The 25311-nt window shown below is 48.0% G+C and carries 22 protein-coding genes; 8 read left to right on the top strand and 14 right to left on the bottom strand.

What is annotated here, in order from left to right:
• Positions 1-54: 54 nt before the first annotated feature.
• From nusB to AC2VDX_RS13780, 5 genes are all read right to left on the bottom strand, one after another.
• On the bottom strand, positions 55-786 hold the full coding sequence (nusB, locus tag AC2VDX_RS13800; protein ID WP_378181468.1) for a transcription antitermination factor NusB: 732 nt from the start codon (positions 784-786) through the stop codon (positions 55-57).
• 118 nt (positions 787-904) lie between these two features.
• Positions 905-1681, bottom strand: coding sequence for a DUF502 domain-containing protein (locus AC2VDX_RS13795; protein WP_486928180.1), 777 nt, complete (start codon positions 1679-1681; stop codon positions 905-907).
• Positions 1682-1931: 250 nt separating this feature from the next.
• Positions 1932-2837, bottom strand: a complete 906-nt coding sequence (locus tag AC2VDX_RS13790) for a glycosyltransferase family 2 protein (RefSeq protein ID WP_378181474.1) — start codon at positions 2835-2837, stop codon at positions 1932-1934.
• Positions 2838-3112: 275 nt separating this feature from the next.
• Positions 3113-3919, bottom strand: coding sequence for an HpsJ family protein (locus AC2VDX_RS13785; RefSeq protein WP_378181477.1), 807 nt, complete (start codon positions 3917-3919; stop codon positions 3113-3115).
• A gap of 625 nt (positions 3920-4544) precedes the next feature.
• Positions 4545-5633, bottom strand: coding sequence for an adenylate/guanylate cyclase domain-containing protein (locus AC2VDX_RS13780; protein WP_378181480.1), 1089 nt, complete (start codon positions 5631-5633; stop codon positions 4545-4547).
• A 220-nt stretch (positions 5634-5853) separates the two neighbouring features.
• On the opposite strand from AC2VDX_RS13780, the gene dnaG reads away from it, so the two are divergent.
• On the top strand, positions 5854-7863 hold the full coding sequence (dnaG, locus tag AC2VDX_RS13775) for a DNA primase (protein WP_378181483.1): 2010 nt from the start codon (positions 5854-5856) through the stop codon (positions 7861-7863).
• A gap of 177 nt (positions 7864-8040) precedes the next feature.
• Here dnaG and AC2VDX_RS13770 read toward each other — a convergent pair whose 3' ends face one another.
• Positions 8041-9285, bottom strand: coding sequence for an FtsX-like permease family protein (locus AC2VDX_RS13770; protein ID WP_378181486.1), 1245 nt, complete (start codon positions 9283-9285; stop codon positions 8041-8043).
• Between the two features lie 60 nt (positions 9286-9345).
• Here AC2VDX_RS13770 and AC2VDX_RS13765 point away from each other — a divergent pair, with 60 nt between their 5' ends.
• Entirely contained in the window at positions 9346-10107 is a 762-nt protein-coding gene (locus AC2VDX_RS13765; RefSeq protein WP_378181489.1) for an ABC transporter ATP-binding protein, read from the top strand.
• Positions 10108-10115: 8 nt separating this feature from the next.
• On the opposite strand, the gene AC2VDX_RS13760 is transcribed toward AC2VDX_RS13765, so the two are convergent.
• From AC2VDX_RS13760 to AC2VDX_RS13740, 5 genes are all read right to left on the bottom strand, one after another.
• Positions 10116-11087 carry an NAD-dependent epimerase/dehydratase family protein gene (locus AC2VDX_RS13760; RefSeq protein ID WP_378181492.1) on the bottom strand — a complete coding sequence of 324 codons (972 nt, stop codon included), beginning with the start codon at positions 11085-11087 and terminating at the stop codon, positions 10116-10118.
• Entirely contained in the window at positions 11084-12235 is a 1152-nt protein-coding gene (locus AC2VDX_RS13755) for a hypothetical protein (protein WP_378181495.1), read from the bottom strand. Before AC2VDX_RS13755 ends, AC2VDX_RS13760 begins: the two co-directional genes overlap by 4 nt.
• 85 nt (positions 12236-12320) lie before the next feature.
• The gene (locus AC2VDX_RS13750) at positions 12321-13898 is read right to left on the bottom strand and encodes a B12-binding domain-containing radical SAM protein (protein WP_378181498.1); all 1578 of its coding nucleotides are present in this window, start codon (positions 13896-13898) and stop codon (positions 12321-12323) included.
• 72 nt (positions 13899-13970) lie between these two features.
• Positions 13971-15251: an aminotransferase class I/II-fold pyridoxal phosphate-dependent enzyme gene (locus AC2VDX_RS13745; protein WP_378181501.1), complete on the bottom strand. Its 1281-nt coding sequence runs from the start codon at positions 15249-15251 to the stop codon at positions 13971-13973.
• A gap of 260 nt (positions 15252-15511) precedes the next feature.
• Complete coding sequence (locus AC2VDX_RS13740) at positions 15512-16615, bottom strand: aromatic ring-hydroxylating dioxygenase subunit alpha (protein WP_378181667.1); 1104 nt, start codon at positions 16613-16615, stop codon at positions 15512-15514.
• Positions 16616-16807: 192 nt separating this feature from the next.
• Here AC2VDX_RS13740 and AC2VDX_RS13735 point away from each other — a divergent pair, with 192 nt between their 5' ends.
• On the top strand, positions 16808-17989 hold the full coding sequence (locus AC2VDX_RS13735; protein WP_378181504.1) for an MFS transporter: 1182 nt from the start codon (positions 16808-16810) through the stop codon (positions 17987-17989).
• On the opposite strand, the gene AC2VDX_RS13730 is transcribed toward AC2VDX_RS13735, so the two are convergent.
• Positions 17964-19649: a GH3 auxin-responsive promoter family protein gene (locus tag AC2VDX_RS13730; protein WP_378181506.1), complete on the bottom strand. Its 1686-nt coding sequence runs from the start codon at positions 19647-19649 to the stop codon at positions 17964-17966. The genes AC2VDX_RS13735 and AC2VDX_RS13730 overlap by 26 nt on opposite strands.
• A 200-nt stretch (positions 19650-19849) precedes the next feature.
• On the opposite strand from AC2VDX_RS13730, the gene AC2VDX_RS13725 reads away from it, so the two are divergent.
• From AC2VDX_RS13725 to AC2VDX_RS13710, 4 genes are all read left to right on the top strand, one after another.
• Entirely contained in the window at positions 19850-20824 is a 975-nt protein-coding gene (locus tag AC2VDX_RS13725; protein ID WP_378181509.1) for a cupin-like domain-containing protein, read from the top strand.
• Positions 20825-20903: 79 nt separating this feature from the next.
• A complete protein-coding gene (locus AC2VDX_RS13720; RefSeq protein ID WP_378181512.1) occupies positions 20904-21404 on the top strand; it encodes a sterol desaturase family protein in 501 nt (166 codons plus the stop codon).
• A 317-nt stretch (positions 21405-21721) separates the two neighbouring features.
• Complete coding sequence (locus AC2VDX_RS13715) at positions 21722-22045, top strand: Mpo1-like protein (protein ID WP_378181515.1); 324 nt, start codon at positions 21722-21724, stop codon at positions 22043-22045.
• 128 nt (positions 22046-22173) lie between these two features.
• The gene (locus AC2VDX_RS13710; protein ID WP_378181517.1) at positions 22174-23583 is read left to right on the top strand and encodes an amidohydrolase family protein; all 1410 of its coding nucleotides are present in this window, start codon (positions 22174-22176) and stop codon (positions 23581-23583) included.
• A gap of 186 nt (positions 23584-23769) precedes the next feature.
• On the opposite strand, the gene AC2VDX_RS13705 is transcribed toward AC2VDX_RS13710, so the two are convergent.
• Complete coding sequence (locus AC2VDX_RS13705; protein ID WP_378181520.1) at positions 23770-24276, bottom strand: pentapeptide repeat-containing protein; 507 nt, start codon at positions 24274-24276, stop codon at positions 23770-23772.
• A 14-nt stretch (positions 24277-24290) separates the two neighbouring features.
• On the opposite strand from AC2VDX_RS13705, the gene AC2VDX_RS13700 reads away from it, so the two are divergent.
• Positions 24291-24851 (top strand): YraN family protein, encoded by a 561-nt coding sequence (locus tag AC2VDX_RS13700; protein WP_378181523.1) that lies wholly within the window; start codon positions 24291-24293, stop codon positions 24849-24851.
• Here AC2VDX_RS13700 and AC2VDX_RS13695 read toward each other — a convergent pair whose 3' ends face one another.
• On the bottom strand, positions 24852-25241 hold the full coding sequence (locus AC2VDX_RS13695; protein ID WP_378181525.1) for a hypothetical protein: 390 nt from the start codon (positions 25239-25241) through the stop codon (positions 24852-24854).
• Between the last annotated feature and the right edge of the window lie 70 nt (positions 25242-25311).

Genomic DNA, 25311 nt, shown 5'->3' with positions numbered 1-25311 from the left:
AAAACTCAGCAGCAATTAAGGAGCTATTACTGCTACTAACTATAGAAAACTTTTCTAGGTCGTGGGCGATTGAGCCTTAAGCTGGTCAGTGACTCGGCGCAGGACGCCTTGAATAAATCGATGCCCTTCCTCATCACTGTACCGTTTAGCTAACTCTATCGCTTCATTGACGGCAACTCTGTCTGGCACGCCCATATACATAATTTCTACCACTGCCACCCGCAAGATATCCCGGTCAATCCGAGGCAGGCGGTTTAACTGCCAATTCACCATTGCTTCGTCCAGCAGTTGATCGATCTCTGCCCGCTTGGCGTTGACTTTGGTGATAATTTCTAGAGCGTAGGCGCGAACCTCCTGCTGGTTTGACAGTTGAATAAATTCTGGCAGTTCTAGAGCCGTTCCCACGCGGTTGATGGCTGCCTGAGTTAGCTCAATGGCTTCGTTTATCATCGCCTTTGCACTCTGAACATCCGAGGCGCGGGTTTCGCTACTGAGCAAGCGTTCGCTTGAGCGTTGGACTTCTGCTGCGGCAACCTCTAAAGTCTCTTGCACTTCAGCGGTGAGGGCGCGGATGGCAGCCGTTATTAGACTGGAGAGTTGCTGACGAGTGACTTGTTCTGGATTCAGTTGTTTGGGATTTACACTCAGCTGGCTCAGGTTCAAAATAGCATTCCCACTCAGCTGGCTGAGGCTGAGGAGAGCTAATTCACGGGCAATACTTTGGGGTTTGCGGGTTTGCATGACAAATTGGTAATTGGGGAGGTAATTGGTAAAGTCAGTCGTCATTAGTCAGTAGCAGCAAACCAAGGATTAAGGACTATCTGAGGGCTGAGGACTGAGGACTGAGGGCTGAGGTAGCAACAGACTAAGGACTACTGACCATTACCAATTACCTACTAACTTTTTAATCTTCCTCTGTGGGTAAAACCTGCCATCTCCCTTCAGAAACCACGGGTTCCAGTTGGCGATCGCTATCAGTGGGAACCGGCACCGAGGGTAAGGGGTTGGGACTGACAATTCCTCCCGAAACCACTACCTTGAAGGCATCTTCAATCGACATTGAGAGGTTCAGCACTTCTTCCTCCGGGACAACCGCATACCAGCCGGTGGTTGGGTTAGGCGTAGTTGGAATAAAAACGCTGAGCATGGGACGAGTCATCTGACATTGGATTTCGCTGCTCATCACACCCGTAACGAAAGCGATCGCCCATACTCCTCGACGGGGATACTCTACCAAAATGACGCGACGAAACTTGCCGTTTGTATCCCTTAAAATCGTTTCTAGTAACTGTTTGAGCGTTTTATAAACCGCTCCCGCTAATGGAATCGCCTGCAACAGCCGCTCCCCAAAATCTAGCAGCCACCGTCCTGCAATATTGCGGGCCATCAAGCCAATCAGCATAATACACAGCAATGGCACTGCCAGTCCCACCAACAGATTTAGTACATTCACTAGGATGGGATGCAGACCATCGAAGGGATTTACCTGCTTTGGAATGCGGGTCAAAAAGTTGATCACCCAGCTGGCAATTGTAATTGTCAGCCAGATTGTGGTGGCCAAAGGAATGACAACCAGAAGACCTGCAATTAGGTCATTCTTTAAGTCCTGCTTGAAGCGTTGGATCACAGATTGCCCAATCTCCTTACAACTGGCGGTGCTTTCTTTATACGGAATACCAATCTCACTCGGTGAGCCTTGGCTGAAAATGAAAAAAGTTCGTCAATCAACCCCAGAAGACGCGCCTGCAAAACTAGAACTGGGCATTCTCTAAAGATTGCTGCTCCTTCATGCATGGCTTACCTGCCGCCAAAGTGCAGGGTTGATTCTGGAATTGTTTCATTTCTATCTTTATTTGTAAGACTTGTGAAGAATTGTTGCAACTCCCCTGGTATCTAGTATCACACTTTACACTTTAGCATTTACAAGCCCGCTACCTTTGTCGAGGAAAGGAACTGACTGTCGCCGCATCCACATTCGTGTCGTCTGGAGGAATTGGTTGATTTGGGTCATCCAGCGGGGGCAGGGGCATATGCTTTAGCTCCCACACCTTGAGTAAGATGAGATATTCGTAGAATGCCTGCAAAGTACACCAGGCAAATCCTCCTCGCCCGTCCAGAAAGCCACCCAGGAAGAAATACATATATACGAAGCGCACGAGCGGACGGAAGGGCAACCGCAGAGACAAATCTTTGAGGGCGCGGCGTTTTTCTACTTCCGAACGACCCAAGAGTAAATCTCGCCAGTTCACACTTCCTTTCTCTAGCTGGCGTAGGGTTTCAACGGCTTCGTCTGTAGAATAACGGTTGTGCTTGTCAATCCAGCGACTCAATCCCTTACTACAGGTGTAGTGGGGATAGGTTTCTTTCAAGAAGCTGGTAGCTCCTTGGCAAACTTCCCGTTCGGTATGACCGTAGTCGCTAAACCAGACTTTGCCCGGTTTCAACAGACGCATCTGGTAGCGGGGATACTGGGTGCTGCGGCGAATCCAACTGCCCATGAACATGACGCGCTCTGCCACGTAGTAGCCGACATATTCCTGAGTTTTAATCGCTTCCAGGCATTCCTGAAACAGCTCTTTTGTCATCCGCTCATCAGCTTCTAGGATGTAAATCCATTCGTGTTTGGCGGGTACTTCTTGGAGCATCCAGGTTCTTTGTCGTCCGTGACTTTCAAACCGATGCTTCACCACTCGCACATTGTAGCGACTGGCGATTTCGAGAGTGCGATCGCTACTGTACGAATCCACCACAATCACATCATCCGATAGCATTGCCGACTCAATACAAGCGGCAATATCAATTTCTTCGTTATGGGTCAGTATGTAAATTGAAAACATGCGATGCCGCTCGTGAGAGGAAATAACCAATCGCTGCTTTGAGATGCACTCCAGCCAGGAAAATCCCGATCGCGTGGGGTTCCTAGGGGCGTTATGACTTCCAAGAGTAGAAGTGTGTTAGTAGGATGCTTTCTTCGCCGGATGAAGGATGAAAAATTGCAGCCTTCATCCTAGCCTACTCAACGGGCAGCAGCTTCGCCCACCACTTCACCGAGGGGAAAGCCCTACAGCTTTTTTTGGCGACTGACCCCTAACCACTCACAACTCGCGAGTCCTTACCGCGCCTGAGCTTTCCGACGACTTCCTCCCAAACCTGTCAACCCCAGCGCCGCAATGCTCAGGTAGCCAATCGCTAAGAGTAAACTGCTCAGACCATTCCGAATACTCGTTTTCCATAACTCGCCTTGAGCTTGTTTTTGGGCTTCTAGTTTGCCGCCTCGAACTTGGGTTTTAGCTGCATCGACTTGTGCATTCAAAGCTTTTGGGTCTTGCTTTAACTTTTCTAATTGATCTTTGAGTGCTTGCAATCTCGCCTGTTGCTCCCCTTGGACTTGACCGCTCTTGAGCGCCTGATCTAGTTCCGATAGCTTCTTGCTATCTTCAAGCAGGGCGGTAACTTGTGCTGACTGGCTGGCGATCTGAGTTTCAACTTGAGTGGCTCTTTGGTTAATTCGGGCGATCGCTTCCTGGTTCAGCAGACGCAGGCTATTGATGTTCAGTAAGGGAACTGGCAGCAGGAAGCTCAAACCTAAAATAGCAGAGAGTATCAACGCTCCGACTCTCACTAGGTCTTCCCAACCTTTTCGAGCCACTCCAGAGTTGGTGTCAATCCAATATCCAGCGAACAGCAGCGCCAGACCTACCATCGGAATCACACCTCTGTCAATTAACTGCCCTGTAACGCCCTGTTGCCACTGTAGGAAGTTCAGCCGCCACTGTGGATCGTCCACGCCACCGGGTCTACTCGGCGGAATTAGAAAAACCGCATAGTCAAGCAGCGAGGAGACAATCAGGATTACCCCGACTAGCTTGAGAATTTTGGAAGTAACGGAGGAAGGTTGACGGCTATTAGCTGCTTTCATGGTTTTCGTCGTGAGTTATGAATTTTTCACTTCAAACTTAACTGAATAACATACTGAGTGACCTATCTGCCCACCGGATAATTACGCATTTATCAAGGTTTGGAAGACTCAGTAAAGGGGGGAAGTCTTCCCGATTCACCCGTTGGCTTCACGGAAAACCAAGAGGACTCCTACTCAGTTATTGTCGGTACGCGGTAATTATCTTGAGTTTAAAGCCGCTGATTCTTCAGATATTTTGTTAGCAAGCTCCACATCTTACATCAACTGGGTCTATCAGTGTTAAAAAATCACAATTTGCAACTAAAAGGATAAAATTTTGTAAGCATGGCAATCGTTTATGTTCATTGTCCAAAAATTTAGCGTCGAGAGAGTGAGGAACTGCTGAAAATCAGTAGTTTTGGTTTTTAGGTAACAAATGTTAGCCGTTTTTTTAAAGGAGACCTATCGTTAGTATATTATTCAAAACTAAAAGGACGCTAGGCTAGAAGAACTAACAATATTTACTGAAAGCTATTCAACAGAAAGATAAAATTTATATAAAAATTAGGTTAACGATGTAAATGTAAGGGTTTCGCCCCTTATCCCTTTAAGTTCGGAGAGAGAAAAGTTCAGACATCACTTGTTTTTAGCAAATTGCCTTGATTAACTCAATCCGATGAACCAGAATCGGTGCATCCAATCCTTTAAAACTCATGGCATTACACAGTCGGGGGCAATCCTTGACAGCACTGGCAGCGTCAGCGTCCATGAGTACAGTTTCAGTACAAGCAATGTCGTTGCCTTGGCTTGTAGCCTGCACCCGTGCTGCTGTATTGACCGTCGTGCCGAAGTAGTCAAGCCGCTCGTTTAGGGTGACACTAATACAGGGGCCGACATCAATGCCAATTTTGAGGATGAGCCGATCTTCTGCTGTTAGTTGCAACTGTTGATTTAAGGCTTCCATCTGCTGATGCATGGCGATCGCGCTGGCGATCGCATCAACAGGCGCAGTGAATGCTGCCATCACCGCATCCCCAATCGTCTTGACAACCACACCATTGTGGGCATCTACTACCTGAAACAGTAGATCGAAGTGTCGGCGTACCAGATGATAAGCCCGCGAATCTCCTCGCCTTGCATAGAGTGCCGTCGAACCAGCCAGATCCGTAAATAGAATCGCCACCCGCCGGATCGTTAAACTCTCATTAGGCGGAATCGTCTCGCGGGGAAAAAAGTCCCGAAAAGTTTGCAGCGTCAGCATCTGGTGTCCGGAAACCACCCCATATTGAGCATCGACTTGGGCGCGGAAATTCGGATCGTCCGCTTTCTTTTCCAGGTGGCGCAATCGTTCATCAATACTAAATGTAATCCGCACCTGCTCATCAGCATCAGTGGCGTGGACGGTGTGACACAGTGGGCAGGTATGGTTTGTCCGCAGATCGTACAGACTTTTCGGATTGAAGTCGATGCCCCGACAGATGGGACATTGAATGTCCCAGTTGAGAGACAGGATGCCTTCTTTCAAGGCGATGACTAAAACTCGCAGCGCCTCCCGTTCGCTTAAGTGCAATCTTTCGGCAATTCGGCGGGGGTTAGCATGGTATAGTTCGCGGCTGTCGCTTTCCTGCAAAAATGCCGTCAGATGCTGCCGCACTGCTGGTTTAACCCCATAGGTTTCCAATGCAGCGACAGCTTTGGCGATCGCACTTTGGCGTCTAGGAAAAAAGTTAAGCACTGCCCGGTTTATCCTCTATATCGCTAGATTGATTGAGAATTTTGGTAGCGTGCGACCCTGAGTGTAATCCCAATACAATGATTATTAGCGATTCAGTTTTAGCAAGATGAATGGGTGCAAAGAGTTATCTTAGTACCAGCTTAGAACATTAGTAAAAATACCCATTTGTCTTTGTTCGCAAAAAAACAATAATAATGGGTCTCAATACAAACACCAAGTCGTGCAAATTCCCCGGCTGCATCCAGACACTATTGAGGAAGTAAAGCAACGGGCTGACATCTACGATGTCATCTCGGAATACGTCTTATTGCGGAAGCAGGGCAAAGATTTTGTGGGTTTGTGCCCTTTTCATGAAGAAAAAACCCCTAGTTTTAGCGTCAGTCCCAGCAAGCAGATGTATTATTGCTTTGGCTGTCAAGCTGGGGGAAATGTAATTACATTCCTGAAGGAACACTCTAAGCGCTCCTTGGGCGAAGTCGTGCTGGATTTGGCGCGGCGCTACCAAGTGCCGGTGCAGATGCTGGAGCCAGAACAGCGACAGGAATTGCAGCGCCAAATTACGCTGCGAGAGCAGCTGTATGAGATTTTGGCAGTGACTGCAAGCTTTTATCAGCACGCGCTGCGGCAAGCTCAAGGACAGGTGGCTCTAGAGTATTTACGCTCAAAGCGGCAACTCTCTGAAGAAACCATCCAACAATTTCATCTAGGCTATGCACCGGCGGGTTGGGAAACCCTCTACCGCTACTTGGTGGAACAGAAACACTACCCGGTGCAGTTGGTGGAACAAGCGGGATTGATTGTCCCTCGGAAGTCAGGCGGCGGTTATTATGACAGATTCCGCGATCGCTTGACGATCCCGATCCACGACAGCCAAGGGCGCGTCATTGCCTTTGGCGGTAGAACATTGGGGGATGAGCAACCCAAGTATCTCAACTCCCCCGAAACTGAGTTATTTCATAAAGGCAAAACTTTATTTGCTTTGGATAAAGCCCGTGACGCGATTGGCAAGCAAGATCAAGCCGTCGTGGTAGAGGGATATTTTGATGCGATCGCTCTCCATGCAGCAGGCATTTCCAACGTCGTCGCTTCTCTTGGCACCGCTCTCAGCTTAGAACAGGTGCGGCTGTTGCTGCGATACACCGAATCCAAGCAGATTATATTCAACTTCGACGCTGACGCCGCTGGGACAAAAGCAGCTCAACGAGCGATTGGAGAAATTGCCAATCTCGCCTACCAAGGACAAGTAAATCTCCGAATTCTCAACCTTCCAGATGGGAAAGATGCCGACGAATTTATCCGCAAAGGCGGCACTCAAACCTATCGGGAACTGCTGCTCAACGCCCCTCTGTGGCTTGATTGGCAGATTCAGCAAATCTTAGTCGAAAAAAACCTCAAACAGGCAGATCAATTTGGGCAAGTTACGGGAGAATTGGTGAAGTTACTCAACAACCTCACCAACGACGATCAAATTACTTATTACATCAATCACTGTGCGGAAATCCTTAGTCAGGGCGATTCTCGACGGGTGGGGTTGCTATCAGATAATCTTCTCAATAAAGTTGTCCGTCACTGGGAAGAACTCCTCAATCAAGATAATTCCCTACAGGTGCCGCTGCTAGTTAATAATCTCCTCAAGCAAACTAAGCCCAATCAGAATAAACGTTCCCAGCCGCGCCGTACTGGTAGCAATAATAAACGCCAACAGCCAGTTGTACCTGGTTCTTCGGAACGCACTCTTTTAGAACGATCAGAAGCTTTACTCCTGCGCTTTTACCTGCATTGCCCCGAATATCGGCAGGCGGTTATTGATGTGCTAGAAGAACGAGATTTGTTCTTTAGCCTTCCCCATTACCGATTTTTATGGCTAAAAATTTTAGATATACAAAGGCGTCCAGAAGCGTCTAGAGTAGAAGCGCCAGAACTGATATCTTTCCTACAAAACTTGTTAATTGAGTTTCCTGGCGATTTGGCTCAGGTATCTCCACTGTTTCATCTTGACGAGAATACACAGCAAGATATTCTCTCTCCGGAATTGATTAAAGCAGCTGCCGCTTGTATGGAAAGGGTAATGTGTGAAAACATCGCCCGCCGCTTTTTGGAACTATGGAAAAACCCCGATACCTCTATCGCTCCTGAAAAACAGGAGTACTATTGCCAGGAATTTTATAAGGCAAAACAGCGGATCAAAGAGCTAGATGGGCAACTGCAATTTTCGTATTTTTATCGTTAAGTAATTTAGGTTTTGCTCACATCTTGCACCGGGCAGTTGAAACCGCAGTTCGGTTAAAAATAATTGTAGGTTGGGTTGAGGCAACGTTACCCAACTACGGGAACTTTGGTGTTTTTCGCTCTAACCGAATCGTATTGGATGGCGTAGCGGCTATTGTCAGCTTAACGATTCTCGGAATTACGCCTTGAAGACGATCGCTGGATCGACACGAGTCACCTTTTGAATGGCAAAGATGGCAGAACCGACGCACATGACAACCGTGATCCCAAAGGCAGCGATCGCAGTTGCCGGAGTAATTAAAATCATGATTCCCTGACTGGCAAATGTCCAGGCTACCACTCCTAAGCAAAGAACCATACTGGGAATATAGCCTAGAATCGCCATCCACAGCGCCTGCTCGACGATTGCACAGTAGATAACCCAATCGGACGCGCCCATCGCTTTGAGGGTGCCAAATTCCTTGATGTGATCTGATACTGAGGAGTAGAGGATCTGACCGACAACGATCGCCCCAACAATTATACCCACCGCTGCACCAAGACCCAGAAGGAACCCAATTCCAGTTCGCTTTTGCCAGTAAGTCTGAGTCATCTCAATCATTTCGGCGCGAGTGTACGCACGGGTATCTGGTAAGGTGGCTTCTAGCTTTTGCTTAAGTGCCTCTAAATCCTGACCCGGCTTGGCTTGAATCAACACATAAGTGATGGGATCTGATGCAGCTAACTGTTTGGGTACAGAAGAAGTAGAAGTTGGATCGGGCTTCTCATAAGTGTTGGTACACTGGATTCCCGTCGATCCCGATTGCAATCGGCAGGACAAACTAGAAGTCTGACCGGAATTTAAGTAAGCGTTGGCACTCTCCAAAGAGGTAAACATATAAGCATTCGATGCAATTGAGCGATTTCTTTGTGTGAACCCAACTAACCGCGCCGGTAAAGTACCAACTTCAGCGACATCACCTATCTTTCGTACCTTTAAGGAATCCAGGTTAGTTACATCCACCATTACGGTGTAAGGTTCTTTTAGGGCACTCACACTTCCTTGTGTGATATTGGTTGGTACAAACAATTGTCCATTTGGGTTAAATCCGATGACTCTCACTGGAGCAATCTCACCTGAGGGGTGACGCCATACGGAACCCCTAGCAATTAGTGCTTCGGCTCGCTCTACGCCTGCCACCTCTTGAGCCAGAACTACGTGCGCCTGGGGGATTGGCAGCGTCAGATCAACATACACCATACTCTTTGATGCCACCCAAAGATCGGCTTGGGAATTGTCAATTAATTTAGCAGCGGAGCGACTAAAGCCATTGAAGATACCAGTTTGAATTGTTACCAGGCTAACAGCAAACATAATCCCTGCCTGAGCCACAAGTAAGCGAGGAATGTCTTCGAGCAAGTGCTTCCGAGCCAGTGAAACCATAGGAAAAAATTTATGATTACGTGCAAACTTGACAAAAAGTTAGGCTAAAAACTTAAACGGATGAGTGCTTTTGAAATTAACTCTACTGTGTTTAAAAAGAGCCGGAGCCAGGATGATTCTACCTCAAGAGATTTTAATAATCGTCAAATGGGAGCCATTATTGCCAAAGGGGTAGAGATGGCATTCCCATCAGGACGACAGTTCTATCAAGTTCTTAAAGGGATTGACTTAGAAATCCCTAGGGGCGATATCCAACTATTGATGGGGCCTTCTGGATCGGGAAAAACCACTCTGCTGTCAATCTTAGCTGGACTGCTGACACCATCTGCTGGAAACGTGTACTTACTCGGAGACGAGATTACAGGAATGTCTAGGGCAAAGCTAGCACGGTTCCGACTCGAAAATATCGGCTTTATTTTTCAGGGTTTCAACTTGTTTGGGGCACTGACAGCATCTGAAAATATTGAAATCGTGCTGAATGTTAAAGGCATTCGGGATAGGCTAGCGCGACAGCAAGCAAAAGTTTTGTTGGAACAGGTGGGATTAGGGGATAAAGCGAATCAGAAGCCGGGTGATTTGTCCGGGGGACAAAAACAGCGGGTAGCGATCGCTCGGGCTTTAGCAGGTCATCCTCAATTGATTATGGCAGATGAGCCAACCGCTGCCTTAGACTCCCATAGTGGGCATACCGTGATTGAGTTACTGCGTCAGTTAGCAAAAGAAGGCGGCTGCACGGTGCTGATGGTGACGCACGATCCTCGGATTGTAGATGTAGCCGACCGAGTCGCTTATCTTGAAGATGGGGTTCTCCAGAAAGAATAGTGCCACGTTCACGATGCTGCTTGCATGATTCGGACAATCTCACGCAATGTTTCTGATACTGAGCGGGGATGCCAACCGAGTTCCTGAAAGGCTTTGGTGGCATCCACCCGGACGCAGCGGTCGTAAATATAATGAACGCGCTCCCGGCTGAGGGGTGGCTGCCATTTGAGAAGGCGTCCGACTGGATCGAGTAAGTTTCCCAAAAGTCTCACGACTGGCTTAGGAGCTTCGGCAGGGACGGGAATGTTGGTTTCCTGGCTGAAAATCTCAAACATTTCGCGGGTAGTCAGCTCACCGGCAGAAATAATGTAGTGTTCTCCAGATTTGCTTTTTTTTGCTGCCAGAATCATCGCCGCAGCTAAGTCGTCCACATGGACAATGCCGGTAATGCGATCGCCTCCTGCCCACAGCTTTAGCCGTCCTTTGAGAAATTGCTGCATCGCGGGGCCAAAATGGGGATCGTCAGCCCCAAAAATCCCGGAAGGCAGAAGACTAACCACCGGAAGCCCTTGCGCCGCAAATCGATCCACCCATTCTTGCGCTTGGTATTTAGTGCGATCGTAGGCTGAGGAAAAGTTAGTTTGTGTCCGTTTAAAAGTTTCATCTACAAGTTTGCCCCCGGTATCGCCAAACACGCCAATAGTGCTGCAATAGACCACTTTGGAGACACCAGCGGCTTGGGCAATTTCTAACACCGAGCGGGTTCCTTCCACATTCACCCGCTCCATTTCTGCCTCATTGACGATGCCCAGTTCTACATAGGCAGCAGTGTGAAAAACTGTATCTACCCCAGTCATTGCCGTTCGCAAGGCATCTCTATCGGTGATATCTCCGTAAACCAACTGGACGTTGCAATTAGAAAGACGCGCTAGATTGCTTGACTTTCGGACTAGACCCACCACAAAGTCGCCCTGCTGCTCTAAAGCCCGCACTAAGTGAGAACCTGTAAATCCGCCCGCTCCAGTAACTAGCGCCTTCATAATGCTTTTTCGTAAATGCGGTAAGTTTTATAAATCTTGCCCCCCGATGCTTCAATTAGCTTGCGGGAGGGAAAATTATCTTCATAGACCCAGGAAAGTTCAGCTCGTTTATAGGGTTTGCCCTTTTGAATTCCACCTTGCATTCCCAAATAAATTAAGGCGAGAGGTACCATTTTTCGGCGATACTCCGGCAGGGAACAAATGGCAATTACTCGTCCTCGATCAATTTGACGGCGATACCAAAGAAACTTAAGAATTCCTAGCCAGTCTAGCTTACCGTTGACGTGTTTTAGGGGAATATTATAGTCTGGTAATCCCATCCAAAAGCCAATCATTTCACCGTTATATTCGGCAATTGGGAAGACATCCGGATCTACTAAACTCTGTAGTTCCTTCGCTTCTTCTAAAAATTCTTCCTCGCTGCGCGGTGTTGAACTCCAGTTATTGGCGAAAGCGCGGTTAAAAAGGTGATAGAGGCTGATGCAATCTTGCTCAAATTCTTTTCCCTTAGTTCTTAACGGACGAAAGGTAACACCAGATTTACAAGCAATCCGATAAGCTTTCTCAAATTCTGTTGGTAAGGGTTTATCTAAAGAAAAATTATAGGCGTAAGCATCCTTGGCTTTATGCCAGCCATCTTTCTCTATAAACTCTGGATAGTAGGACAGATTGTAGGGCATCATCACCATCGGTGGCGAGTCAAATCCGTCTACTAAAAACAAACAATTATTGTGAGTTGAGAGATCGATAGGACCCCTAGCAACCGTCATGCCTTGCTCCCGCAACCAGTTGCAGGCAGTATCTAATAAGGATTGAGCGATCGCAAAATCTTGCACGCACTCAAAAAAACCGAACAAACCAACATTTTGCCCTTCTCGCTCAATTAACCGATGATTCACTGCGGCAACAATGCGCCCTAACGCCTGAGAATTGTTTGCTCCTTCAGATATGGCAATAAACTGTTGTAACTTCCCATATTGAAAGAACGGATTACTGGCAGTGAACTGCTTGGCAATACTGCTCCGAATCGGCGCTACCCAGTGAGGATCGTTCGCATAAACCCGCTCCGGAACATCCAGAAACATTTTGGTTTCTGCTGGAGTTGTTACCGCCCGGATTTGAACCTTTGCTGTTTGATCTATCACCATTACTCTAGTTGTAAAAGTGTCTAATGAAACAACTTTATCTTAGTCCTCCGAATTCATTCATAAAGTCAATCCAAAATTGAATGGCTCAACTTGCCAGAACCTTTTCCTGAGTCGTTTCTGTTGCCTTATTAGCTAGGTATTGGGTAAGTTGGGCTTCGATTTCGTCGCGCACAATTTGACGGTACTCGATGAAATGCTCAATATGGGCGCAATTAATCAAATAAGACTCAAATACACCCGGATTGTGCTTGATGATTGAGAACATCTGACGCCAGAACTGGAAGCGTGTATTGCGCTTCAGCCCCTGTCGCCAACAAATGATCAACAATGCCCGGATATCGCTTAATCCCGGCATTCGGAACTTCTTTTTGTGAGGCGTCGGCTTCATCTCTAGGAAGTGCCGATAGACTCGTGCCAGATAGCGAGTTGGTTCATACAGTTCCCAGAAGCAACTGACGTATTCACGAGCCAATTCTTCTAAAGGACGACTGGGGATAAAATTGGTAAGTGTTGTCTGGTGGATATTCGCCTCTTCAGTCCCCTCCAGCAGACGACCCTCTTTCTGGAGTCGATACCACAGTGCCGTATTCGGCAAAGCCTGAAGCATACTGAACAGTGCTTGAGGAATTGCAGTCGCTTCCACAAAATCAATGATGCGACGACCTGCCCCTGCCTTTTCACCATCGAAGCCAATGATGAAACCAGCCATCACGCGCAAACCCACCCGATTGATTTTCTGAACCGATTCCATCAGCGAACTGCGCGTATTTTGGAATTTCTGAGTGAGTTTCAGACTATCTGTGTCTGGTGTTTCGATGCCCAAAAACACTGCACTGAAGTTGGCAGCGACCATCAAATCCAGCAGTTCCTCATCCTGTGCTAAGTCCACCGAGGCTTCAGTCGAGAGACGGAAGGGGTAGCCGCGAGCTGCCATCCAGGGACCGAGTTCGCGCAGTAAGAGCTTGACGTTGCGCTTGTTGCCGATGAAGTTGTCATCAACCACAAAAATGGAGCGCCGCCAGCCCAAGTCATAGAGAGCTTGCAACTCAGCGAGCAGTTGTGCGGGTGTTTTAGTGCGTGGCTTGCGCCCATAGAGGACAATGATGTCGCAGAACTCGCACTGAAACGGGCAACCCCGCGAAAACTGCACCGACATATCGTTGTAGGCTGTGAGATCCAGCAGGTCGAATCTGGGAATGGGTGTGTTAGTGACATCGGGCTTTTCGTCATTGGCACGAAATATCCCCTCTGTTTCACCCCGCTCTAGAGCCTCGACTAAAAGCGGCAGGGTAATCTCGCCTTCATCTAACACCAGAAAATCCACTCCGGCTTCCTGTGCCGCCTTCGGAACTGAGGTAACGTAGGGACCACCTACCGCCACCAATTTGCCGCGCTGCTTCGCTTCGCGGATCAGGTGCAGCATATCTGGTTTCTGGACAATCATCCCTGAGATGATGACTAGGTCTGCCCAAGCCCAGTCTGCTTCAGTCTCAAATTGAACATTGCGGTCTACTAAGCGGAACTCCCAAGTTTGGGGCAAAATCGCTGCGACTGTAATCATCCCCAGCGGGGGAAGCGACACCTTGCGTCCGATTAGTTCCAGCGCTTTGTCAAAAGACCAGAACGATTTGGGAAATTGTGGATAGAGGAGCAGTACACGCATCACGCACTCCAAAAAGGGGGTTAAGCAAACAGCTAGTCTTACTGCAAAAGTGTCAGGTTAAGCCTGATATTGCTATGCACTAATGGTTGGTTGATACAACAAGTCCCGAATGGCTACCATCGCTGCCACCAGACGATCCATTTCCTCGTGAGTGTGGAGGGCGTTGACGGTAATGCGTAGGCGGGGTTTGGCAATAAACCAAATCGGAGATACCCAAAAACCGCGATCTTGCAAAAGTTGTCTGCCAAAGGCTTTGGGATTAATCTCCGACGGTAAAATGACTGGGACAACATTTGTCTCGCCAATCGCGACAAAATCATTTTCAGCTAAGCGCGATCGCATATACCGCGTATTTTCCTGAAGCTTTTGGACTCGTTCTGGCTGTTGGCGAACCAAACGGATGCTTTCTAAGGCAGCAGCTGTGGTTGGTGGCGGTAAAGATATGGTTCCAATTGAGGTGGGAGAAACATTCAGAAGCGGTTTTAGCTCGGCGACATGGCTGCTAATGGCGGCTCCGGCTGAGGCGGCAAACTTAGAGAAAGTCGTCATAATCAGCGGCACGACGCCCCGCTCAATCGCATAACTGGGCAAAATGCCAAAATGCTCGTAGATCCCTCTTCCAGTTGCTCCAATGGCACCACTGGCATGAGCCTCATCCATCACTAGCACGCTACCCTCGTATTTTTGCAGGACATTTATCATGTCGGGCAGCGGCGCGATATCCCCATCCATTGAGAATACGGCATCGGATACAACCAGAATGCGATCGCCGGGGCGGGCATACCGATGCAGTTTCCGCGCCAAATCCTCTATATCACAATGGCGGTAAGCTTTTACACGGGTGCGGGGGCTATTGCCAAAAACTTTTCCGGAACGAGTCCCGGCATTGACGACGGCTGAGACAATGCAGCCATGATTGAGGACATCGGTGAGAATCAAAGTTTCGCGGGTGTTCTGAAATCCTGGCACGGGAATTGCCAAGTGACAGAAGGCATCCATTAAGGCTTGCATCGCCATCCAAGCGTTCAGAAATAGCTGGGTGTGGGGGAGATGCTTAAAGGCTGAAATCTCGTCCTCTAGCTGTCGGTGCAGATCGATTCGACCGCTCAAGACTGAGCAGGAGCTGTTCGACGTTCCGTATTTCAGGATGGCGTCAATCGCAGCTTGCTTAACGGCTTCTTCGTGAACTAACCCTAAGACATCATTGGTGCAGAAGCTGAGAACGGTTTGACGCTCACCCGTCCTCGTGTCTTCAATTTCGACTATATTCCCCTGCTTCTGATGACAGATATACTCCTCAGGGTCAAGTCCGCTCTCGTACCAGTGCTGGACATATTCTTTGACAATTTGCATTCTTTGACTCCTCTCAGCTTTTACCAGATAAGCGATCGCCTCTGGCTCAACAGTATATTTGCCAGACTCGGTTTCTGCTATCCAGGTCTCACGAAACGCCCGAAGGAAGAAGACCTAATAGTGTTTATTAATACATTGCTCCAGCTCACTTGGGAGCCGCAACCCTGAGAAAGGGCTAGAGAATACGCCGCTGCTAAGAGAGTTGCCTTCATCCGATTGAATTTTCTTGGGTTAGTTCATCTGGCTCTCTTGCGATCGCCTCAGAAGAGAGAAATAGACTTTTGAGAATTCCCCTGATGATTGTTTTGCGATTGACTAGATTTTTGCACAAATTTCTCATATTGCCGGACAATTAGCCGCTGGATAGCAATAATCGCTGGGTTGATTTCTACATAACGTCGCTGGGGATTGGCTAAATAGGTTCGCTGTTCGCTTTCGATCATCTCGATGTCTTGGGCGAGAAATCTCAACAGTACAAAGCGCGGGAGCAGAATTTGTAACAAAGGCTTGAGCGGGTTGAGTATCCATTTGGGCAGGCGAACTTTGAAAAAGAAGAAGGCAAAAGATCGACTCTCGGTTAAGCCGACTGGCAGCCGCATCAAGTATAGAGCGGAAACTCCCTGAAGAACGGTATAAAAGTGGGGGTAGCGATACTGGATCGAGATCGGTAAGGTGGTTACTTGGTCAGCGCGATCGCTCAATCCGAGAAACTGAGCCATGCGACCTTTGTAGGAAACGTTATATTCGGCGCAGACTGCCGCTTCTGTCTCCCGCAGACTCGTTAGCACCGGATCGAACCAACCCTGCAATTTTTGGTGCAGAAAACCATGAAAAACGTCCATCGTGTTCTCATTGCAGATGGAAAAATGTGCTTGGAAGTGGGCATTTACTGGCACCATTAACCAATCTGGCTGGTCAAATTCAGGGATGTCCGGCGGCTGACAGGTGGTAGCGATCGCGCGATCGCCAGGGAAGATCCAGATCAGATTATATTTTTCCTGAACTGGATAACTGCGGGCTTGGGCGCGGGGAAGTTTTTGGTTGTCGGGAAGATAGGGAATGCTGACGCAATCACCTTCACCGTTAAATTCCCAGCCATGATAAGCACACGCCAGGTTACACCCTTGTACTGTGCCCTTGTGCAGGGCGATGCCCTTGTGAGGGCAAGCATCCTCTAAGGCATGGAGATTCCCTTGAGTATCTCGAAAAAGTGCGATCGCTTGCTGCCAGATGACTACAGCCATAGTATCACCGGGCTTCAGTTGGCTTGCCCAACCCACCGGATACCAGTGATTCGCGTTGATGCCCACCTCTCGGACAGCATTCTGAACTGTCTGGCTGGTTAGAGTCGTAGCCAGTTCCATCAATTGTGCCTCTCTTGCCTGTTTCTGTGACAATATTTAGCTTCCTAGCCGCCTATAAGTCAATCAACTTGTTTTATCCTTGGTGATTTTTCCATCATGAATCACCAATAACCAATGACCAAGGACAGCCCAAAATAAGTTGATTTCCACCTATCTACGTTATGATGACCAAAAATTGTAGGTTTCTGGCTTATGTTGGGCGATCGCAGACTGTTAGTGCTGCTGGCAGCAGGCTCCCTGACCACAATGACGGGGGGAGTCATTGCGCCAATTTTGCCAGAAATGGTGCAACAACTTCACCTCAATCCAGCGTTTGCCGGTAACTTGGTGAGTCTACATTGCCTGACAATTGCCCTATTCAGCCCACTGTTAGGCATTTTGGCAGACCGAGTCGGTCGGCTACGGGTGCTAATCCCTTCCCTGATTCTCTACGCACTGTTAGGCACGGCAGGAGCTTTCATGCAAACTCTGACGCCGCTGTTAGTGATGCGGGGGTTGCTGGGTGTCGCCAGTGGGGGGATTGCGGCGGCTAGTCTAGGCTTGCTGGGGAATATGTATGAAGGCGAAGCGCGATCGCAAGCTTTAGGCTACGCCACCAGTACCCTAACCCTGACTGGCATTGCCTTCCCCCTCTTAGGGGGTTGGGTTGGTGCAACTCACTGGCAATTTGCTTTTTATCTGTATGGACTGGGACTGCCGCTGGCGTTTTTGGCTGCTTTATTTTTGAAAGAAAAGCCACCGAAGTTTCGGGTTAAAGAACGCGCCACCGATTCCAACCAAAAGCTGAGCAAAATCCTCGGACATCCCCACGCCTTACAGTTGTTACTAACCCTTTGCTTAGCGTCAGTGGCGATGTATGCCGTAGTTATTTACGCACCCCTTTACCTCAAGGCAACCATTGGGGCAGGGGCGGCTCTCAATGGGATTGTCCTGGCATCGCGGGCAGTTGGGGCAGCCGCTGTCTCAGCTTTTGCCGCTAAGGGGCTAGCGAAGCGACTTGGTTTAAATCGAGCCACAGCAACCGGATTTGCACTGATGACCTTAACCTTGGCAACCATCCCACTGCTGTCCCAACTCAGCTGGATTTTGTTGACAGCGGTACTCTTCGGCGTGGGATTTGGGATTGTGCTACCCAACCTCTATAGCGCTTTAGCCGATCTCGCCCCCTCTCAACTTCGGTCTAGCGTGCTGGCAATCGGAACGGGTGCCGGTTTCCTCGGACAGTTCCTCTCCCCGATTCTCCTGGGACCAGCGATCAATTATGGCGGGTTGCCAGGGATCTTTTATGGGGCAGCGAGTGTCTCAATGGTGGCAGGATTGCTGCTTTTATTTGGCAGCAACGACAAATTTAATCGCGATCCTCTGGAAGCCTAACCTCCTGCTCCACTTCCAGTCCAGCCAGAAAACTCCGATCTTCGCTAATATGGGGAAATTTCAGTTGAGAATCGGGAATTCCCCTTTCCACCTGACGTTGGCGAACTTTGGCAAAGCTGCCAGCAGCTAGAATCCGCAGTCGGGGAGGAGGCACCTGATCTTTGCGCTTGGATTGATAGTAAACGTTAATTTCCTTGAGTTTACGGTCAAAGCTGGCTAAAAAAGCAAGGCGATCGCTCAGTATATGACCGCCAACGAGTTCAATGTTCACTAGATAATGGGCGGGGAACTCATTTTCGGACAAAGTGATACAAAAATCCTCCAATGGCAAGCCAAATTCTTGTTGCAGGCTTTGCATCACTTGAGTGGCATGAAATTCAGTCGTCTTCTCAGTCGTGGAAGACAAAATCCCGCCTCGACGGTGACGGAAGACAATCAGAGGAGCCTGCTCGTAAAAGCCCAGAACCTCTACAACATCACCAATATCGTAACGGTAGAAGCCGCTATAGTTGGTCATCAGAATGCGGTAAAGTTCTCCTGCTTTCACTTCCGTAGCAAGTAATGTTTTGGGATGCTCTACGTCCCACTGGTCTTCTGGGATAAATTCAAAAAAGCCAGTTTCAATAGCTAAGATGCTGCCATCATTGTTGAGGTCGTGGTAAATACTAAAGGTGCCTTCAGCGGTGGCGAAGACGGCACCAAAGCTAGGGATGTCGTCAAAGTAGGTGGGAAATCGCTCAAAGTAAAAATCTGAGGTTCCTCCCCGTGCGGTGGCGATAAAAGATAGCTCAGGCCATGCTAATTTTGGGGTAAGCCGTCCTTCTGACTTCAAGATTTCACGCAATTGAGCGGCGCGAGTTGGATTTGCTGACCATTGCCGTTCCAATTTGGCTCGAATCTCTGGTTCAAGTGTTAACCAACTGGTAATTGTCCCAGTTTCGATGTCCCGAATCAAATCTTCCGCGTAGCGCTCTAAATAGTTGCAAATCCGCAGGATGAGCATGGGAAAATTGGCTCCGATTCCGCGCATAGAGCGATCGCGCAGGGCAAATAGGAAGCAAAGATAGTGGCGTGTTAGACTATCCGCAGTTTGTAGGGTTTCGTAAGGATGGGCAAAAAGTTGTTCGTAGAGAAACTTGCCCATGCGGAGAACGCCTGTACCTCCCGGTCCATAATCAATCCCGCCACTGGTGCGTCCCGTTATTTGGGCGGTGTTGGTTACTAACAGTTTGCCAAATTTTCGATCTTGCGATCGCAGCGCCTCACTCAAAAAGCCGATGCAAGTCAGATTAGCCCATCCCAACGAGTTCTGAAATCGCTGAGTCACCGGGATTAATTTCTGATTTCCCGTCGAGCCACTGGTCGTATTGAGATAAACGACCGGATCTGGCGTTAAAATATTTTTTTCACCTTGGGCAATGCGTTCAGTGTAGGGTTCATAGCTGCTGTAAGGCAGAATCGGAATCTGCTGTTGAAATTGCTCGATTGTTTTGATATCTCTCAGCCCATATTTGCGACCTAATTCGGTATCTTTATGAGCCTGCAACAGCTCCCTTAATAACTGCTCCTGCACCGCAGAGGTCTGGCGAGTTTTCTTCACAAAATTCGCCCTAGCACGTTCAGCAATCGTCGTCAAAAGTGGCAGCAATATATTTGCCATCAGTGCATTACATCCGTTAGCAAGAATAACTAGATGTCGATTAAAGCAGATTTTTTATTTTTTTTCAAACTAAATGCTAAACTTTGGTAGTTGTCATGACTCATTGGTCTTTTGTTGATGACTAATGAGCGCTGACAACCCAAGCCTTTTGCGTACAATTATCTAAGTATCATTGACTCAGAATAGTTGGGAAAATAGGAATGGAAACTAAATCAGAAAGTAACCTAAAATTAGGATGGGAAAATCGGGTCAATCCAATCGAACGAGTGGACATATCATCGATAACGCCAGAAACATTTTTTGAAAAATATCAAAAAAACGGAACCCCAGTTATCATTACGGGCTTATTAGAAAGTGAATGTGACTGGAATTTAGACTATTTATGTGAGAAATTTGGCAATCAAGAGTTAATCTTCCGGAATCCGGGGCGGGAAAGGGACAAGCAGGAAAAACGCAAATGGAAAAGCATCGGCAGTGGCGTGAATCTGCAAAGTATGCCATTTACAGAATATGCAGAGATGTTGCGTAACCATAAGGCTCATGAAAATGACATTAACTTAGGAAAATGTCCCCTCAAAAATACCCCGCTTGCTGATACACCCTCTTTAAAAACAATTGGATCTCGGCTGGGTTTAACGAAGCCTGCCAGCGAAATGAACATTTATGTGGCTCCGGGAGGTCATAGCTCAGGTTTACATTATGACTCAGTGGACGGCACGCTGATGCAACTGCATGGTGCCAAAAAAATAGTGTTTTTTCCACCCTCAGAGACATACAATCTCTATCCATTTCCGGTGTATATTCATTTGCGCCACGGCTTAAAATTGCGTTCTTGGTTTAGTCAGGTGGATCTGGAAAACCCAGACTTTAAATCATTGCCAAAATTCAAGCAGGCACTCCAGCATAAACGCGAAGTAATTCTTGAGCAAGGTGAAACGCTTTATATTCCTGCCGGTTGGTGGCATGACGTAATCGGGTTGGGCGATGAAATGGTGTGTGCAGTCAATCGTTTCTGGAGGATATATCCTACATCACGAGCCGTGTTCTCTTGGAGTCGATGGCGTGCAGTTTGTGGAATTATATTTGCATTACCCTATACTTTTTTAAACTTAGCGATCGCTCTAGGCAGCAGCAACAGAAAACAAAAAATTAGCAAGATTTCCCATAGGATGTAAGCGTCCTAGTCAATCAAATCGGATAAAAAAGCTTCAGGTGTGCGTTGCTATACAGAAAAAGTGTGAGGAATGCGAGTTTATGACCTTATTAGCAAAGCTTTCTGTAGGAATCGCTTGTTTTAGTCTGGCGTTTGTCTTGGCAAGTTTAGTGGAATATTGGCTACATCGCTTGATGCACGTTTCGCCTCGGATTGGCGAACGTCACCGAGATCATCACCGTCGCAACGAAGGACAGGGGGTGTTGTGGGAGTTTCGAGACTATGTTAGGGGCAGTTTGGTGGTAATGTGCCTGATGTTTTTCTACTCGTGGGAGGCGGGAATCGGTTGGTTCCTCGGTGGCTTATTCTATGCCGCATTTTCAGCCTATGCCCATCAGCTACAGCACGAAAACCCAACCAAGTGCTTCTGGATGAAGATGCCGGTTCACTATGTGCATCACAAATATGGAATGTGGCATCACAACTTTGGTTTGGCGGTGGATTGGTGGGATCGGGTTTTTGGCACTTACAAGCCTGTAGAATGGCTGGGCGAAGAGGAACTGAGTCAATCACGGGGTTATTTGCAACTCCGGTGGCGGTAGGAGTGTCCTAGCTGGAATGGAACTGAGACAAGGAGCCGGGAAATAAATTTCACAGCGAGAAGCTAAAGTAAGCTAAAGCTTACTGTAAGCCGTTGAACCCGTTTAAACGGGTTGCGAGCTTTTAGCCGAAACTTTAGTTTAGGGCTGAAGTCAGCGACATTCGTCCTAGCTGCTATCCTAGGGGTAAATTGTCCAAACTGGGTGGAAGCAACCTAAAAAAATTTGCAATTTCTCTGGCTTTGGCAAGGGACTTAGTGATATCGTTCCTACAACGCTTTGAGTTTGACGAATTCGGGTTTCACCGCAGGAGAATTACTTTGAGCTACTTTCAGGAGGCTAAAGCCCACTTTGTGGCGAGTCATCAGCATCCCATCAACCAGTTTCTGCACCACTTGACTAACGTGCTGGCGATCGCTGCTGTGGTCTTGCTGTTTTATGATTGGCGGTTGACGCTCGTGTGCTTAGTCCTAACCCAAGTTTTCGCCTTGGGCGGTCATGCTGTCTTCGAGAAGAATGACCCCGCTTTTGTCAAGTACCCCGGAATTACCATCCTAGTTTCCCTCATGTGGTCTTTTGAAAACTGGTTTGGTCTGCGCCAAGTTTGGACGTACTTGAATCGCAAGCAGAAAGCGTTGAATTAAATTTCAGCCTAAAGGCGGGTCTTCCATTAAAAACATTGCGTCTTCATCGGGGCAGGCTTCTCTCCGACGCCCTTAAAACCTGGAATTTATTCGCAGGTGACGATTGTGCAAATTATTAAGGAGTGTTCATGTATCAAGGTCTACTGGTAATTGATGCAGATGCCCATAAGATAGAAAATCCTTTGGTGATGCGGGATTATCTAGAGCCAGAGTATCGCGATCGCATCGGTTTAGCGATTGATAGTCTTGGCGACCAACGGGCGAGAATCGTAGACTTTAATCCGGCTACGGGTAAAAACGACTTTATGCGGATGTTCCCGCAGCCTCAGGGACTGGGGAAAGGCGGCTTTCGCAACCTGCATCCAGATACAACTTTGGGGGCAATGTTCAATCGAGTGCGGATTGAACACATGGATCGAGAAGGCATTGATGTCCAGGTAATTTACGGCACGCTCAACTTAGTCTTTTCTAGCTTATTAGATAAGGACTTTGCGATCGCTCTGTGCCGTGCCTACAACAACTACATTGCCGATGACTGCCGGGGTTACGATAACCGGCTCAAACCCATTGGTGTATTGCCTCTACAGGATGTAGGTGCCGCTGTTGCTGAAATGCACCGCTGCATCAACGAACTGGGCATGATTAGCGTCGCCGTTGCCCCAAACCTACCCATCCCCCATCCCAAAGCGCCTCAAGCTTTCCCTGATATCCGCACCTGTAAAGCGATTAGCCATCCAGACTTCCGTCCTATCCTGCAAGCAGCAGCCGATTTGGACATTGGTCTCGGCATTCACGGGGGTCCGGGATCTTACATGGTAGGGGGTCTTGCCGATCATGTGGAAACCTTTGTCCTGACGCACATTTTTGTGCAGCGAAACCAGCAACAATTGGCTTTAGCGAGGATGGTTTTTGATGGCGCGTTTGAGCAATTCCCCTCCCTGCGGGTTGGCTTTTTAGAAGGCGGTTGTGGTTGGGTGCCGGATCTTGCCCATGCTTTCCACGAGCATTGGGAAAAACGCATCCGTGACTTTGACCCCAAACATCCCTATCGTCCTTCCCTGATGGAATTCACCAAGCTGATGATTCAGGAAAGAGGCACCCACAACAATATCAACCTGATTAGTCAGGCAAAAAACCTCTTCGATCTGCTGTGGAATGCTCAGCATGACCCGGCTCAGATTGAGGATGAAAGCCTTTATGAACATTACGATCTCCGCCATCGAGATCCCTTGGAATACTTCGAGCGGGGTCAAATCTTTACCTCTTTTGAATCAGACGATCCAGGTCCTTCTTATCTTCACATTGCGATGGGGGAAATTGGCAAACGTCTGGCTTGTTTCTCTGGGGACTATGGTCACTGGGATGGCGTACTGCATGACTGTGTCAAGGATGCGGCGACTGTTGCCGATTATGACCGGGAGCATCTAGAACTGTTGCTTAGCGGCAATGCACTGGCTCTTTACGGCGATCGCCTGCGCCAATCTGCGATCGCTAATCCAATCGCTGATGCACCCACTCTGAACAGTACGGTTAATTAGCCTTTTTTATCACTTTTGTTACATAGATAATCCTCTCCGGGACACGGCAATGCCGTATCCCGGAGAGGATTGGTCTTGAACGCTAAGTGAAAAATGCTCAGTGAAAAAATACAACTGCAAACATAGACGGGGTTCGTGTTTTCAAAAACCCAGTTGATGTTTTCTCCCCAGAACGATCGAAAAGGATTATGGACAAAACAAAGTTTCGCGGGTTTCTCGTCCAGTCGTGGGATTGGTACCAGACGCTATTTTACACAACTGTTGTTGCACATCCTGACGAAGCAGCACATCTGTAAAATCGGCTCCATCAATAATCGCACCTTCAAACTTAGTGTTAAAGGCAAACGCCCCTGACAAAATCGCGTTCGTTAAGTTAGCTTTGGTCAAGCGAGCTGTGTCCAGAGTTGCGTTTCTGAGATCGGCTCCTTCTAAATTAACGCTTTCCAAATTAGCCCCAAAGAAACTGACACCCCGCAAATTCGTATGACTCAGGTTACTATTGCGGAGATTGGCTTTAGTAAAACTGGAGTCGGTTAGCACTTTGCCTGAGAAGTCTGCACCAATTAAAAATTCTTTGTTGTAGTCGTTCGCCCAGGCAGGAGATGCGATCGCGCCAAAAGATGCAATTGCGATCGCCACAAGCAATAAACCAAGTAAAATTGTCGAAATTCGATTATCTAGCCTACACTTCATGCTGGTTCCATTTAATGGAAAACCGTCGTCTATCTCATTATCCCAATATCGGTGTTTTAGGAGAAGACCTAGTTGCTGAATGGTTGCTTTCCCAAGCCTGGGAAATTCTTGAGCGCCGGTGGCGTTGCCGCTGGGGAGAAATTGATATAATTGCGCGAAAACGCCCAGATGAAGTCAAGGGAGGGGGAGACAGGGAGACAGGAAGACAGCATTACCCATTACCCGTTACCCATTGCCCCATTACCCTGTCCTCTTGTTTAATATTTGTCGAGGTCAAAACTCGCAGTCGGGGAAATTGGGATGCGGATGGAATGCTGGCGATTACACCGCAAAAGCAAGCTAAACTCTGGCGCACAGCAGAGATTTTTTTAGCAGAGCGTCCAGATTTAGTAAATCTTCCTTGCCGATTTGATGTCGCTTTGGTCAGATGCCAGCGTCCTAAAACCAATACTGTTTTGCTACCCGAACCAGCTCCCTTGGTTTCTTCACCGGAACCTAGAAATTTAGCCGTAGGAGAATATCAGTTGAGTCTACAAGACTACATTCAGTCGGCTTTCGATGAGCCGTTAAGTTAATTAAGCTAGAGTTTCCGGGCAATATCCCAGCCCTTTTGTGAACTGTTGGCGGAATGCTTCAATATCGCTCCGATCGGGACTACCATGAGAAACCACAGCGACTTGGTAGCGACGCATCACATCAATGGGGGACTGTCCGGTTTCCAGGCTCCAAAGCGCCATCTGGAGGCGAATGGCAGGTTCGTAGGGAATTCCCAGTTCGTTCATGAACGCCCGGAAGTCACCATCTTGCTGCGGGTTTAGAGGGTTATTCATTTTGACCTTGATCACCCAGCCATCAATCTGATGAATCACCGTCATTAAACGAACGGGCAACTGGGGCATTGTGTGTAGATACTCAACCACCCGTAGTGTCAGGCTGGCATTCGCCAGAAAGTAGACGTATTCCATGAGAAATTATTAGTGTCTAGGTCGTGCTGGTTCTATAACTCTAATTCTCCATGAGTAAGATAGTCTGCGA

The sequence above is a fragment of the Coleofasciculus sp. H7-1 genome, assembly GCF_057473865.1.
This window is presented reverse-complemented; position numbering and strand designations above follow the sequence as displayed.